Raw genomic sequence first — 16,061 nt, 5'->3', positions numbered from 1 at the left:
ATTTTTAAAGTTTGTGTTAGTAATAGGATAACAATCTAATTGGATTGTTTTATTAACTAATATGAATACTAAATAGGGATATAATTATGCCGACAAATAGTCGTAATTCATTGTTAACTGAAACAAAACATCTTTATCAATATGCCAATAGTAATACTGCTATTAAGAAATTAGAGATGGAGATAAAGACAGAATATAAAAATAATGGATCTTGGAGTTCATCTTCAGTTAAAAAACTAAAAATAATAGAATCAAATCTTTCAAATTTTATATATAAAAAATACAGTTCAAATAAGCCTATAGATGCAAGCGGCTTAACTATTGAAGAGCAAAAAGAATATTTGGATAAGTTTAAATTATTAGCTGAAAATAATTCAAATATTGAAATTAGAATTCAAGGAAAAAATGAAGACTATTTTAGTCACTTATCGGATAGTGATCTCTTAGATGGTGATGCTTATCGTCTTTTACCCAAGGACTTCAATGGGCGATATAATAATAACTCGATATTAATGTCGCGACTAACAATTAATGTGAAAAAAGAACATTACTTTTCATTAGCAGAAGCACTTGTTTATTTGTATGAACGAGACCCACATAATAAAATTATGCAGTCAAAGATAATGGGTCCTAAAAAATTAGGTAACTTAACTGATCAAGCTGTTATTTATTTTCCTAATGCAAGCTTACAAGATGCAATTGAGATCGCAAATGAATTAAAGGAATTATTACCTGAAGATGCATTTGTTGAACATGTACCTATAGGGATGCACCGAATTGATAAGGGAATCTCTTATTCTGAAACCTTGAAAAATCAGTCGAGCAGTCATGGAGAAGTGAGGGCAGAAATAATGGCTAAAGCAGTTTCTGAATCATTATTAACAGGGAAGCCTGTAGAGGAGTGTCTTGACCATCAGCTAAGTATCTATGGTTATTCAGTTGAAAATCCGGCATTGATTTCTCAATCCGTTCGCGAGGCTAGTCATGATATTAGTTTAGCAGGCAGCAGTAATAGGGTAGACATTTTACCAAGTAAGGACATTGATATTTTTAAACAGGATCCTATAAGTTTTTCTCAGCAGTATATATTGAATGCGAAAGAATTGAATAAAATTTTACAGTTACCGTCGGAAGGTAAAGTTATTTTTAATAAAAAGATTGGTCACGGTTATTTTATTGAATATGTAGATGATAGTTATAGAAATGATGACTTTAATTCTATTGATTGCTATTTTTTAGAATCAAAAATGAGAAGTAAAGATAGTAAACAAGTTGAATATGTTGATATCCCTAAAAAAAATTCGGAAATACAATTTTTATTTACAGGGCAGTTGCGTGGTGGTTCTATTATTGTTACAGAATTGAATAGTGAAACATATCGAGTATATAGGGATAATCGAAGTGATGCATCTTTATTATATGATAATGTCGTGATGGCTATTGATGAGCGAGATTACAATATTAAAGAACATAATATTACTAAAGCTAGCGTATTTATGCATTATAATGATGGAGAGTGGAACCTTATTTTTCAGCCGCAAAGAAACGATAGTTCATTAAATCCAGAAAGTAATATGGTTATAAGGCAAAAGCCTGGAGATTACTCAAGAAAGCAAAGAATGCATGATTTTTATATTTATAGAAATAAGATACATCAAGAACTGAAAGATTTGGCTAGTAATCTAAATATTATATTTAGTGATATACCTGAAAGTGAAGATATGTTGCAAGAGCCATTAGAGCAAAGCGCATCAGTAAACACCTGGTTGGATATAGGCGAACATGTAAAATTAAAATTAGACATCCAAAATAATAAGCTAAATGAAAAATGTAAATTCTTAGAATTTGAACTTTCTAAAACAACCGATAACAAAAAAAGACAGTATCTAGAAAATCTTATTAAAACTAATAAAACGATTATTTCATTGAATAAAAGAAAATACGGGAATTTACTTTATGCTTTACGCGAGGTGGAACGGAGTTGGATATGGATCAATGCTAAAGAAAAAAATGGAACAGATGCTGTTGTTCAAGTGATTGATTACGATGAAAATATAGAATTAAATGCTAGTTCTGATTACCATCTTACTATCAATGAACGCTATGAAAATTTAATTTATTTGCATAAGTTAACTCGAAATCTACGATTTAAAAATGAATTTAGTCTAGGTGTTGAAAATTACAAAGAGATTAATATTCCTGGTTTTGATATTTCAATGAATTCAAATCAATTAAAGAAAATGTATGTTACTGGAGAGTATTCGGCAAAAGAAAGAGGTGCACTATACCGCCAAATTCAAGATGTAAGTTATTCTGAATATATTTCAAAGGTTTTAAGTCAAACAGGGAAGATTAGTGAATTATTCTCTTCTTTAGGCAGTAAAACAAATCGGTTAATACCACAAGATTTTTATTTATCTTTAATAAGAAGCGATTCTGGTGGTCGCTGTTACCCTTTAGTGAGAACGATGTCTGTAGCATTAGCTCTTAATGGACATACAGGTGCTGATAGATTTATTGATAAGCTATATATGGCAGCGGCAGCGCCTGAAAGTAAGGATGCACTATTATTGCAATCGTCACTCAAAAATCTTCATTCCAATGTTAGTGCGGTTGAATCCTCCTTTTCTCATGGCGTGATGGAATTGAAGAAAATACAGACATTACTAGATATCAATGAAGAAACAAAAATGTTTGCAATGAACAGTAAAAGCCATTCGATGCTAGTTGGGAAGGTTGTAGAAAATGGGAAAAGTACATATTATTTTTACGATCCTAATTTTGGTTTGTTTTCCTTCAAAAACAGTAAACGATTATTTGCTGCCCTAAAGGTTTTTTTCATTGATAAAAAAATGGCAAGCTATTATAGCGCTTTTGAACGAAACAATAAGCCTGCATTTGAGTTAGTTTTTATTGATGTCGGTCGTATGAAAGATGTTCCCATAGGTAATCATTTGACTGTAAATGACTTGGTTTCATCTGAAGAATTATCAATAAAGTCACTAAGAGAAAAGGAAATCGAAGATTTATTTTATCAACAAAATGAAATTATCCATGATACTCAGCTGAAAACATCCTTAGTCATATTGGATGCAGAGCAATGGGCTGAAAATATCGACGAGTCACTAACAATATTAACAACAGAAAATAAATTGGATGAAAACTGGGTACCATTATTTTCGTCAGTAGAGTCATTGGGTAATGAAAATTACAAAATTCAGTTCGTTAACATTAAGGACTCAAAGTTAACTTGTTGGGTTGAAACTAAAGATAGTGTTTTTATGCGATTTCAGCGCCACTCCTTAGAACAAATGGGAATCTTCAGACAATATTACACATTTGAAGAAAACCATCTGCGTGAAAAGTTTGGTGAAGCAAGTTCTTCATCATTTGATGGATTAAATGCAGGTATTGCAATCCAATCAATAATTCAATGGGCAGAAGAAAAGAATCATAATAATGTATCAAAAGGAAAAATATCATCAAATTTATATTTAGCATTAAAAATTCATAGCTATGTTAATTACTCAATGATGGCACATGGTGCAATGAATGACATAGTAAAAATCAATGGTATTGTTAAATTAGAGCTAGCCCAAGAAAATGAAATAGCAGGGAAAGGAATGAATTTTTTCTTTTCATCAATGACAAAAACAGCGAATGAAGGAATGACAGTTATTTTTAGTGGGGCCTTAGTTGGTTTTGATGCTTATGAATTATCAAATGCGGAAAATGATCCTGAACGTATTATATTTGGCACTCAACTTGCTTTTGATTCTGCTAGTTTTGCAGCAGGCTCTGGAGGAATAGGATTAGGTATTGCTGGATGTGCAGGGGCCGCAAGTGCTTTAGGGAGCGCTAGTGTTCTTGTGGCAGGGTTAGGTATCGGATTTGTTGGATTAGCACGTAATTTTGCAATCATTGGTGAGGATGCAAAGGCAGTTGGACGCTATTTTTACACACTAGATGAAGCTTATAAAGGTAATGGTTTTGATTATATTTCAGATAAAAATATGCTCATTCCAAAATTTGGTGCGGTATTTAGTACTATCTCTCTTAGAGATAATAAAATTGAATTTGATAGTCAGTATATATATCGTACAAAACCGAATTCAGCAGGAGGTGGACGGAAAAATTATATCTTTTGGGCTGGTAATTTTCCCACGATGCTATTGGATAAATCTAAAGCCATAAATATTCGTCAAGGAATTGGTTATGAAAACAAAGAGCGTGATATTGATTTTCAACATGTGGACACAATAATCCTTCCAGTTATACCTAAGTCTTATATAAAATACAGTTATAACTTATGGCCCGGTTGTACATCGCGTAATGATAGTGGCTTTAATGTTATTAGGCGTTTAGAGAAAAAAGATAACTTTGATTATGACTTTTACATATTCCCAAGTGAAAATACGATTACCCAAATTTTTCATGAATATGTAGATACATCTATAAATATTGTTCTTGATAAAAATGACCGTAATTTAGTTATACCTCAATTAGCGTCGGAATGGTATGGAAAGATAGAGTATCATATACAAGGTTACGGGGGAACATATAAGTTGACACTGAATAAAGGTGTCAAGATTAAACTAACTGATGACTCATCTAATAATCAACATTCTAAGTGGATTATTGATATTAGCCAGTTAGATAGCAGTCATGTTGAGATTAAAAGTGGTCAATTGATAGTAGATGGAATCATTATTGATGTGGATTCCAGCAGTGTTCAAGGAACGATATTGTTTGTTGATAAAAATAATGAAATACAAAAAGTTACTTTTTCATCACAACAAATGAGTATCCTTAGTGAAGATGAAAAAAAATGGAAAGAGGGGCCACAAGGTTTAACTCAACATTTACAACATTACTCTGAACAGAATCAAAATCATGGGCAATATGTTGTGATAGAAAATCATCAATATAATAATGAAAATGTTGGGCGGGCGTTCTATGAAGTCAGTTCTCAGCGCTATATTTTTATTAGTAGTACGAATGAAAATAAACAAAATGCAGTTTTTAGCACAACTGTTGGTCAAAACGCTTATTTTTACTTGCCGGAACAGAAAAAAATATGGGAAGTTGATATTGCTACAGGTGTGATTAATGCTGAATACCAATTAGAAAATAAAAATAATCGGAATTTTGAAATACTACAATTATGGAAAGGTGATGGACATATTTATTTTTCGTGCCGTTATTCTGATACTTATGAAGTTGCCAATTTTCAGCTTAAGGAAAATCAAGTCGAATTATTGGGTTTAAATGCAGATTCAAGATTATTAATGCGTCTTGCTGAAACGCCGACTCAATCTTCATCGCAATCCCCTCACTCATTTCTACAGAGTTATATGCTTAGCAGTACCTATAAATTACATGGTCAACAAGTACAACGTATGGATGCGATTTTAGGTCAAACAGTTACTATCTCAGGCATTGATGGTAATCAAGCATCGCACCGCTATTGGTTGAGAAAAACGGATGGTTTACTTATCAAACCTAATTTATCCCCTTCTTTAGGCTATGGAGAAACACCGACAAATATTCGATTACACCAAAGTCATTGGCCTATTCCATCCGATCTCATATTAGTTGGTAGCTTGTTCGATAAACAAGGTACTGAGGTTTTCTATTTTTATAGCAAAAAAAATAAGGAAGTTTATCGCCAAGAAGGAGCGGGACAAGATGTACTTAATGTGATTAAACCAACCGCATGGTTCTTAAATACCCCTTTTAATTTACAAAATGTGGTGTTCTTACAGGGGAAAATTTTTATGTCTGATGGGGAGGGGATTGTCAGCCAAATTGATGCAGAAGGGAAATTTCATGTGGTTGCAATCAATGAAATTTGGCTTAATCAACGAGCGGAATGGTGGAAAGTATTAGGTGATTACTATTGCTGTCAGCCCATTATGTTAATTGGATTACATGATTCGACAGGTCAAGCCTCCTTTCCTGGTTGGTTTGTTAATGGTGAAATTGTGATAGCACATGAATTATCACTGAAAAATGATATTAAATTTTGGGGTTTTGATGAACAAAAATCGAGTGCCTTACTTTTCGATTCTACGACAAAAAAACTGTATAGGCAGCCTGTGGTGAGTGAAAGTCAATTACGGTTGGCGTTTGCGCAAGGCTCAACACTTTTAAAACATGAAGAGCTACCTTCTGCTGAGGATATTTATCCCAATTTGCAATTTGCAAATATCAAACAGGTTGGTCACGGGCTATTACTTTCAGCGGTGAGTGGTGAGATTATCTATATCGATATATTAGAAAATAATGGAATGCGTATGGGCTCTTCGCTAGTCATTCGAAGTGGAAAAGAGAATGATGTATTGTCTCCATCAGCCATTAAAAATGTTAAAAATATCGTGCTAAGTGCAGGTGAGGGTGAGGACACTTACTTGATTTCACAAGAAGTTTGGCAGCACTATCATGGAATTATCATTGATAATAATTCACATGACTTAAAGTTGGATACATTGATATTACCCATTGAAAACATAGATGAGCTACTCGTGAATCAACATGGGGATGATTTATTGATTACGGATGTTAGCCAAAATACCGTACTGGTTTTACGCCAGGTTTTTGGGGAACAGAAAGCGTCTCATCAACATTTGCAATTACGTTTTATTAACCAGCCAAATAGTATTCCTCTTGAGGAATTTATGAGTCAGCATCTGCTCATAATGACTGATGACTTGGTCGAAACAAACATTAGCATACCAAACTATAGTGCTATAGAGAGTGACGTGGATATATCACTATTGTCAGGGTACTCATCCAGTCTTGAACAAAAAGAATCTTTAGGGATATCAGGAATGCAGACTGAACAGCTGCCTCAAAAGAGACTATATTATAGCCTGTTAAATTCCCCTTCCTAAGATAACAAAGAAAAAATGTAAGCCAGTCTAAGTTACACAATTAGCTGGCTTACAGTTCACAAAATGAATATAGGACGATTTATCTGAACTATCAAATTGTTATATATTTTTAAAGGGAATAATTTATAGAAGGGAAAGTAGTGAGTTATGTTTGCTTATACCTTGTTTTCGGTAATTAAATTGCGATTTTTGTGAATCGCTAGCGAGATTTTTAAGATTTTAGCTATAAAGCAAGTAAATTGCGCGGCTCAGATCGCAGTTTTAGGTTATCTACATTTCCATCTCATTAAATTAACTCTATATTTTACCTCCTGTAAAAAATGATTAACAAAAATTACTTGAAAACTTAAATTGCTTCCGAGCTATGGAGTAAACATGGATGCTTCTGAATCTTTGACACCAGCAGTTCCTCCAACCCCTTCGAATAAGCGTGGTTGGATAATTTTAGCTGTTGATGTTGTATTACTGATTTTACTGTTGAAATATTTACCTTTTGATGACAAAGCAAACGCTGGGCTGGCCTTAATGGTTTTTGTCGGTGTGCTTTGGCTGACAGAGGCTATTCACGTGACCATTACCGCACTTTGTATCCCATTATTGGCAGTAGGTCTTGGATTAATGGGAACAGGGGATGCTTTAAAAGCATTCGCAAACCCAATTATCTTCTTATTCTTTGGTGGATTTGCACTAGCAACTGCATTGCATATTCAAGGTCTTGACCGCCTGATTGCTAATCGCCTGCTGATGGCAGCACGTGGACGCTTATCTGTTGCAGTGATTTTGCTGTTCGGGGTGACCGCAGGGTTATCGATGTGGATCAGTAATACGGCAACTGCCGCAATGATGTTACCGCTGGTTTTAGGTATTCTTTCTAACCTTGATGTTCGCCATGAGCGCAATACGTTTGTATTTGTATTATTGGGTGTGGCTTATAGTGCCAGTATTGGTGGCTTAGGAACCATCGTAGGTAGCCCGCCGAACGCAATTGCAGCTTCTGCTCTTGGCTTAGATTTCCTATCATGGATGAAATACGGTATTCCAATCATGGTAGTTTTACTGCCAATGATGTTTGTTTTGATGTATATGATGCTGCGTCCAAACTTAAAACACCGTTTTGAAATTGAATTAGAAAAAGTTGAATGGAATGGCAAGCGTATTACTGCGATGAGTATTTTCTTATTGGCAGTTGTTTGCTGGATCACCAGCACATTTATTAGTGATGCTCTTGGTGGTGTGAAAGATTTAGATACCATCATTGCATTGAGCGCGGCAGTATTAATCGGTATTACGGGTGTGGCGAGTTGGTCACAAATCCAGAAAAATACCGAGTGGGGCGTATTGATGCTGTTTGGTGGTGGCTTGACACTGAGCGCGATTCTAAGCTCATCTGGTGCAAGTAAAATCATGGCAGATTGGATGCAAATGACATTTGGTGAAAGTCATTGGTTTGTAATCATTCTTGCGGTGACGACTTTTATTATCATCCTGACGGAATTTACCAGTAATACAGCCAGTGCGGCACTGTTGGTTCCAATCTTTGCAACGGTTGCGGAAGCATTAGGTATGCCTGTTATGGCGTTAACCATGATTATCGGTATCGGTGCATCTTGTGCCTTTATGTTACCTGTCGCGACACCACCGAATGCGATTGTATTTGGTTCGGGGTATATTCGACAAATTGAAATGGTACGTGTGGGAGCTGTATTGAACGTGGCATGTATCATTGTCATTTCTCTATTTGCTTGGTTCTTCTGGCTGTAATAGCCCCGGAAAATTCAACAAAATAGGCGTTGTTAATAAAGCGCAATACAGAAAATAGCAATGTAATAATAGTACGGCCTCAGAGAATGAGGCCGTTTTTATTTCTGATGCTGTTGATATGACAAGCATCTATTGGTTCTTCCCTAGCTGAAAGTCTCCTGTTCTGAATATTGAAATCTCACTATTTCCACGTAGTGAGGAATTTCTAGTTTGAGTAAATCCTTTAATATCAATTATATTTTGCGGGCAAAGAAGACATGCTTTGCATAATGTTTGATGGCTTTCAAGAGGGCGGATATTACCGAAAATCGTGACGTCCTTGTCTGTCACAAGATGGTGTGCTTGTTGATGAAAAGTCTCGATTTTCATATAACGAGCTGCACTCAAAATACCGTCATGAAGGGGAGTGAATAGAGTGTTTGATGGATTGAAGTTGTGTTGTTTCGAAGAAGTGATAAAAGGGGTGTTTTGATGATTGAAGCGATTAGCAAACAAGACAGGTTTTGCTAATTGAAAAGATGAGGATAATGAGGATTGGCTAGATGAACTTGAATTAACTAGCTTTATGACTCGTTGTTTTGGAAAGCAGTTCTCCATTTTGGGGATTTTCGCCCACATCATCTTGGCGATTTGAATGGTCAAACTCCGCTGACCATGATTCTCATTACTCAAGAAAAAATGATGCTCAATGACTATTGTTGAAAGAATATTCCAACTGAGCAGAAAGGGTTTCGTTAGCATTATTGTGTGAATCATCTGTTATAAGTTCCTTGCTATTAAATGTCCTTAACGCAGATGACTATAACGCTAATTTTCTATTCTGACGTTATCAAAAAATAAGAGAGAACTATTAAAAACACCAATGCTATTTAATACCTCTATTTTTAATAAAAATGAATTGGTGTGGTTTTGTATTTAATCTTAAATTTAATTTCACGGGTGGATTTTGTTATTAATTCAAGATTAGTGTGCAATAATTAAAATTAGAATGATGTTTTAATTGTTGGTTTTTTTATTAAATAAATGGAGTTATAGAAATGAAAATTGATTTTTATTGTTCATCTGCTTTTTATTCTAAAAAAAATAACATTAATCCTAGAATCATATCTCAGGCATTACGTGATTTGGTGTTACGATCACTATTTTGGTGGAATAGACCAGCACCAGAAACTTCTGCAAGTCAAGATATTAAGCTATTTAAGGAGAATGCGATATCGTTCTCTAATACCAATACAATTAGTGCTGATAGCATGACAAGAGCAGGGAAACTCCCCTCACAAGGTTTTGTGAAATTTACTCAGAAATCGCCAAATACTTACACCATTGAACCCATCTCCAGTGCTTCAAATCTTAGCCCAGAGCTAATAGTTAATGCTTACTTTTTAGGGTATAACGGCGCTAATCAATCAAGTACAAAACCAGCTTATGTTGATATTCCTATACAGGCAGAGGAAGAGAGCTTTCTCTTTACTGGCTCTTTAACGGGATGCTCAGTTATCGTTACAAAACATAATGATACTACGTATCGAGTGTACCATGATGGAAGAGTTAATAGCTCGATATTATATGACAATGTGGTCATGGCATTTGATTTTATTGATTACCAAGTTGCCGGGGCAGATGAAGGTTTGGCAATGGTTTATATGCGGTTTCATGAAGGCCAATGGGAGTTAATTTTACAGCGTCAGCAATATGAGGTTATTAATGGCATTCCCATACCACAACGACGAATACATGGTGAAACAATAAGTCAGTTATATCCAGATGAAGGATTTTCTCGATTAAGCTTAGAGAAATTTAATCGATACCGTAGTGAAATTCACCAAGAATTAATAAATCTTGCTCGAGATTTTAATATTGATACGGGGCATATTGAAGATGGTGGTTATGAGGGCGGTGATTTTTCATCACAACATCCCGCGATTCTTCCTTGGGTAAATCTTCGAAATGAAATAAAAAAACATCTCAATATTGAGAGAGAAAAAATAGATGTAAAAATAGAGGATGCAAAAAAGGAACTTCGTAGCTTACAAAATAAAAGAACCGAGTTAAATCAAAAAGAAATCACTCATGAAGATAAAGTTAGAATAGATGAATTAAATAAAATCATTGAATTGAATCAGGAGTTGAAGGAATATTACAAGCAAAAGCATAACTCTATTCTATCTAAAAGCTTATCTGTAGAACGTAGTTGGTTATGGTTGCAAATAAAAAACAATCATGGTGAAGATGCTGTGATTAACGTAAACCAAGCGAGTATAAAATCAGGTATTCAATCTGAATCTACCAAAAATAAAGAAAGATATAGGACTATATTAGAAACTGATATATGGAATAGCCACGTTGATTTTAATCAAGGTGCTAAAAATTATAGTGAGGTCACTATCCGTGGTTTCGATGATAAAATGTCTTCATCAGAAATGCGAGAGCTTTATATTAAGGGCGGATTGAGTGCTAATGAGCGAGGTGCTCTGTCTCAATATATTAAAATAAAGGACGAGTCTGAATACATAGAAAATGTTTTAAATTTCACATTAAAAACAAACACTCTATTTCAGGATGGTGGAAGCATTTATCAGCGCCTTGCTCCTCAAGATTTCTATTTACCATTAATGGGTGATGATGAAGGAGGGCGCTGCTATCCTCTCGTTAGATCTATGTCTGTTGCATTAGCGCTACATGATGGTACTTATGGTTCTGATGAGCTTTTTAATAAGCTATTTATTGCAGCGGCATCACCAGAAGAGAGAAACTCAATTTTATTGAGGTCATCATTGCAAAATTTACATTTTAATACGCAAGCTGTAGGAGCTTCTTCTTCAATTGGTCTACTTAATTTAAAGGAGATAAAAAAGCTACTCATTGAGTCTAATGGGACTCAGATGTATGCCTTAAATACCCAAAGCCATTCAATGCTAATAGGAAAAAAAAATTATAATGGTAAAGCTCATTACTATTTTTATGATCCAAATTTTGGGCTTTACATTTTTGATAATCCTAAAAAATTCTTTAATTCATTAAATAATTTTTTGATCAAAGAAAAAATGGCATATCAATACGATGTGTTAATAGAAGAGTCTGTACCCGTTTTTGATCTCGTTTCGATTGACGTAGAGCAAATGGCAAACGTGGATGTTGGCTCAGGGTTAAGAGTCGAAGATTTAGTTTCTTCCTCTGAGTTATCTGAGGTTATTCCGAGGCGCCAAGAAACAATAAACTTTATCGAAAATCAAAGGTTATTGGCAAAAGATAGGCAAATAAAATCGTCTTTGAGTATTTTAAAAGCGGAACAATGGGGAGGCCGCTTAGAATCATCACTCGATAAAATCACGCAAGAGCATCAATTAGATGAACACTGGCTACCTATTTTTGCGAGCACAGATAAATTAGAGGATGGGCGATATCAGATTCAGTTTGTTCATAACGGTAATGAAGAATCTTCCCGTTGGATTGAAACCGATGACAAAACGTTTTTTGAATTTAAACAATATTCTTATGAATCAATGCGTTATTTTGGTGAGCATTATACATTTAAAGATTTAGAGCTACAACATGAAGAATGTCTTTCTGGTACAGAACATGTGGATGGGCTTAATTCAGCCATTGGTATTAAGGCATTGATTGAATGGTCAGCGAATCGTAATCGTCAGTCGGTTGCTTCGGGTAATCCTTCTAACTTAGAAAGTGCCTTGAAAATCCATGCGTATGTTAGTTATACAATGATGGCTCATGGGGCGTTAAATGATGTATCACGGGTTGTTCATTTAGCGGGGACGCTTTGGAAAAAGGGGGGAGAGGTTGTAAAAACAGAAATGAATAGCTTTTCATCATCAATTTTACGAACAGCAAATGAAGGAGTTGGCGCGGTTTTTCAAGGGGCAATGGTCGGGTTTGATATTTATGAACTCACAAATGCAGAAAATGAACCGCAGAAAGCTATCATTGGGACTCAGTTGGCATTTGATTCTGCAGCGCTGACGACAAGCGTTGTGGGATATGGGGCTTCGCTATTAGGAGCTGAAACTGTTGCTGGTGTCGCTATGCCATTAGCGGTACCTTTAACGGGTCTTGGAATTGGTATCACTGAATTAGTCAAAATTAATGAGCGTCATGCACAAGAAACGCTAGAAGTTGGGGTTATTTTTGCTCAATATAAAGAAGACTATAAGAATGCAGCTATCAGCTATGCTGAGAAAAAAAAATTATTAATTCCAACAAAAGGCGTTGTTATTAAAGAAATTAACTTTCTTGATGGAAGCTTTACGCTGGGTAGTCACTATATTTATCGTGGTGAAAAAAGAAAATGGATTTTTGGACGTAGTGTTTTACATGATTTTCAATCACGTCCACGAGCTGATATCAATAAAGATGAAGCGATCAATATTAGAGAAGCAGTTGGTGTTTCGCAAAGTGAAGTGAAATTTGATTCCTTCCAATCGAATGTTATAGTACTTCCTGTAATACCAAAATGTTATTTAAATTATGACCACTCGTCTTTTTTTTGTGTTACAAGCCGTAACGACTATGGTTTCTCAGTTCTTAGAAAAATAGAAGAGGATTATCAATTTTATTTTGACTATTTTTATTGTGGGCTAGAATATGCTATATCGGAATTAAAATTTGAGTATATTTTTACACCTATTTCAATCATTTTGGATTCTAAAAATAAACATTTAATCGTTCCTATGCTTCCGGACGCTTGGCATGGCTATATAGAGCATGCAATTACAGGGGCGGGAGGGGAATATCAAATTACAATAAATCAGGGTGCTTCTTTAAGACTGAAGCAATCTCCTCTTGCTACTAGTCAATCTACGTGGATTATTGATACTAGCTATATTGATGGTAATAAAGATCTGCCAATTAAAATTAATGACAATGATATTAAAATTGGCAATACAGTTATTTATATTGATGGTACGGCCAAGTCCAATAAATTTCAGATTCTAAATAGCCAGCATGAGATCAGAGAAGTTGATTTTAATAATAAAACTATAGATATCGTTCGTCTGAATGGCAATCTGTGGAATTCGGAAAAAAGTACTATCAAATCTTACCTTGATGGCTTAGCGAATAAAAATCAATTAAATAAACAATATGTTATTATCGATAATTATCAACATCATGGGAGAAATGTTGGTAGGGCATTTTATGATGTAGCTAACCAGCGAATGCTATATACCAATTCATTAAATAAAGAAAATCAATCTGCAACTTTAATTGCTACTATTGAAAATATTGCATATTTTTATTCTGAAAATGAAGGTGTTATATGGTTAACTAATATAAATAATAGTGAGTTATATGATAGGTTTGATTTTTCTGATATTTTAGGTGATAACTCAAATATTGAAAATATATCAATAAAAAACAATGTGATTATTGTTGAGCTAAAAAATAGAAGTAGACGTAGTGAAGTGAATGTAGTTTATCATTTAATGGGTAATCAATTGGAATTAGTAGGTATTTCTAATGATTTTATTTTAATGGAAAAACTAAACAAAATAAATCCAATGATGTCACCGCAACAGAAGAAATATTTTTTAAATCATGATTATTTAGTCAATGATAACTATATTAAAGTGAGTAAGGATGATAAAAACACATCACAAATAACATCGTTAATAACAGCCCCTGCGCCAAACCTCGCTCCAATTGTGATGATAAAAAATATAAACTATTTAGGTTTCCAGTCTGTTTATTGGCTACGTACTCGTGACGGCGTATTAATAAAACCTAATTTAGCCAGACCAGATGATTATGATCAAAAGGAAATTGCTAACATATCTCAAACAATGCACTGGTTTTCTACTAACCCTGACGAATTAGCTTATATGAATCGTAGGCTTGCAAATGGCGAGCCTTTCGATGATGTATTAGACCCTGCTTATGCTGGTTTTACAAACAAATGGAGATTGGCTGAAGTTGAAAGTCAATTCAGAAGCGTAAATACAGAGCCTACATTATTAAAAATAGTGGGTGCATGTTTTGAAAAATTTGATCCGCTCACGGATACTTGGAACTGGAAACCGCCAACCGATCTTACATTGGTAGGTAGTCTATTTGATGATAATGGAGGTGAGGTCTTTTTCTTTTATAGCAAAGAGTCAGATACAATTTTTCGTCAAGAAGGGCTAGGGCAAAAGGATATTGATCTTAAGAATCCAACCGCTAAGCGATTAAGCTTTGATGAAATAGAAACTGTTTTTGATTGGCATGGTAATTTATTAGTTATCCAAAAAAGCGGAGTGGTGAAACAACTTAATGTTAATGGAAGTGCAGATATTGTTGCAATAAATAAAAACTGGTTTGAAAATGAATCCTTTAATTGGGGAAATTTAAGCGGTTTTATTAATGAACCTCATCCAATCACGCTGTTTGGTTTAAAAGGAAAAGATGGAGAACAAGCTTTATCAGCGTGGTATTTCAAAGGTAAAGTGATTGTTAGTGAGTCTTTACCATCTGAAAATACATTACAGTTTTTGGGTTTTGACTTACATAATGACAGTGGAATTATTTTTGATACACAAGCCAAAAAATTATATCAACAAAAGGCAATCTCTAGTGTGCTGCTAGCGACTATGTTTGATGATGATAAATCTTTAAAGCCTTCGGAACATTTACCAGAATATATTGAATTATATCCAGATGTCTCTCTTGAACATGTTCAGAAAATAAATGGAGGGTTAATGTTATCTTCTCGAGAAGGTCAAACTATTTTTCATCCATTATCAAAAAGTGAACCATTAGGTTCATCCTTTATTATTAAAGGAACAAATAATGATGATATTCTTGCACCAACACAGTTAAATACAGTTAAGACATTAATATTGAGTGGTGGGGAAGGTAAAGATATTTATCACTTGAAAATAGAAGATTGGCAAAACCATCAGACTATTGTTATTGATAATCAATCACAAGATAAGCAAATGGATTATCTTGCTATACCAATCAATGCGAAGAACAATGCAATTTTTGTTAATCGACTGAATAATGATTTGATTTTTACGGACTCCATTAATCAAACTTCACTAATTTTGCATAATATTTATGGTGATAATTCATCGACTAGCCGACATTTAATGGTTCACTTTAATGATGGGGTTTTAAATATCAGTGAACTTGCGGAGGCGGTTACCGATCATCATGGTGCCATGTACTTATCAAGCTATTTTGAAGAGAAGCCACGATGTAATGAAGAGCTGGCTTTTTTAGCTGAAAGTTGTAGCCAAATAACATTAAACAAAGATTTTAGTTATTTACAATATGACAATGTACAGATGAATACGCTAGGCCCAGAGATTTCTTCTATAGATATGATTCAATATAAAACACACTAAATGCTATTGATGGCAGTCATATAAATGAAAAGCCCCCAATTAAGGGGGCTTTTTTAACGCACTAGCG

4 protein-coding genes are annotated in these 16,061 nt (G+C 34.4%); 3 read left to right on the top strand and 1 reads right to left on the bottom strand.

Annotated features, from left to right (window positions below; translation table 11 throughout):
• Positions 1–86 precede the first annotated feature (86 nt).
• The gene (locus HFU86_RS14900; protein ID WP_187129577.1) at positions 87–6,893 is read left to right on the top strand and encodes a TcdA/TcdB pore-forming domain-containing protein; all 6,807 of its coding nucleotides are present in this window, start codon (positions 87–89) and stop codon (positions 6,891–6,893) included.
• A 375-nt stretch (positions 6,894–7,268) separates the two neighbouring features.
• Positions 7,269–8,654 carry an SLC13 family permease gene (locus HFU86_RS14895; protein WP_036952575.1) on the top strand — a complete coding sequence of 462 codons (1,386 nt, stop codon included), beginning with the start codon at positions 7,269–7,271 and terminating at the stop codon, positions 8,652–8,654.
• Between the two features lie 129 nt (positions 8,655–8,783).
• On the opposite strand, the gene HFU86_RS14890 is transcribed toward HFU86_RS14895, so the two are convergent.
• Positions 8,784–9,410 carry a hypothetical protein gene (locus tag HFU86_RS14890; protein ID WP_132496738.1) on the bottom strand — a complete coding sequence of 209 codons (627 nt, stop codon included), beginning with the start codon at positions 9,408–9,410 and terminating at the stop codon, positions 8,784–8,786.
• A gap of 281 nt (positions 9,411–9,691) precedes the next feature.
• Between HFU86_RS14890 and HFU86_RS14885 the strand changes: the two genes are divergently transcribed.
• Positions 9,692–15,994 (top strand): TcdA/TcdB pore-forming domain-containing protein, encoded by a 6,303-nt coding sequence (locus tag HFU86_RS14885; RefSeq protein WP_187129576.1) that lies wholly within the window; start codon positions 9,692–9,694, stop codon positions 15,992–15,994.
• Positions 15,995–16,061 lie beyond the last annotated feature (67 nt).

This window comes from Providencia sp. JUb39, assembly GCF_012272845.1.
Classification (GTDB): domain Bacteria; phylum Pseudomonadota; class Gammaproteobacteria; order Enterobacterales; family Enterobacteriaceae; genus Providencia; species Providencia lanzhouensis.
The sequence above is the reverse complement of the archived record's forward strand: the minus strand, read 5'-3'. Positions and strand labels throughout refer to the sequence as shown.

Bases quoted from the DNA above. Each gene is read 5' to 3' on its own strand.
- HFU86_RS14885 (WP_187129576.1), top strand. From the start codon at position 9,692: ATGAAAATTGATTTTTATTGTTCATCTGCTTTTTATTCTAAAAAAAAT.
- HFU86_RS14890 (WP_132496738.1), bottom strand. From the start codon at position 9,410: ATGATTCACACAATAATGCTAACGAAACCCTTTCTGCTCAGTTGGAAT.
- HFU86_RS14900 (WP_187129577.1), top strand. From the start codon at position 87: ATGCCGACAAATAGTCGTAATTCATTGTTAACTGAAACAAAACATCTT.
- HFU86_RS14895 (WP_036952575.1), top strand. From the start codon at position 7,269: ATGGATGCTTCTGAATCTTTGACACCAGCAGTTCCTCCAACCCCTTCG.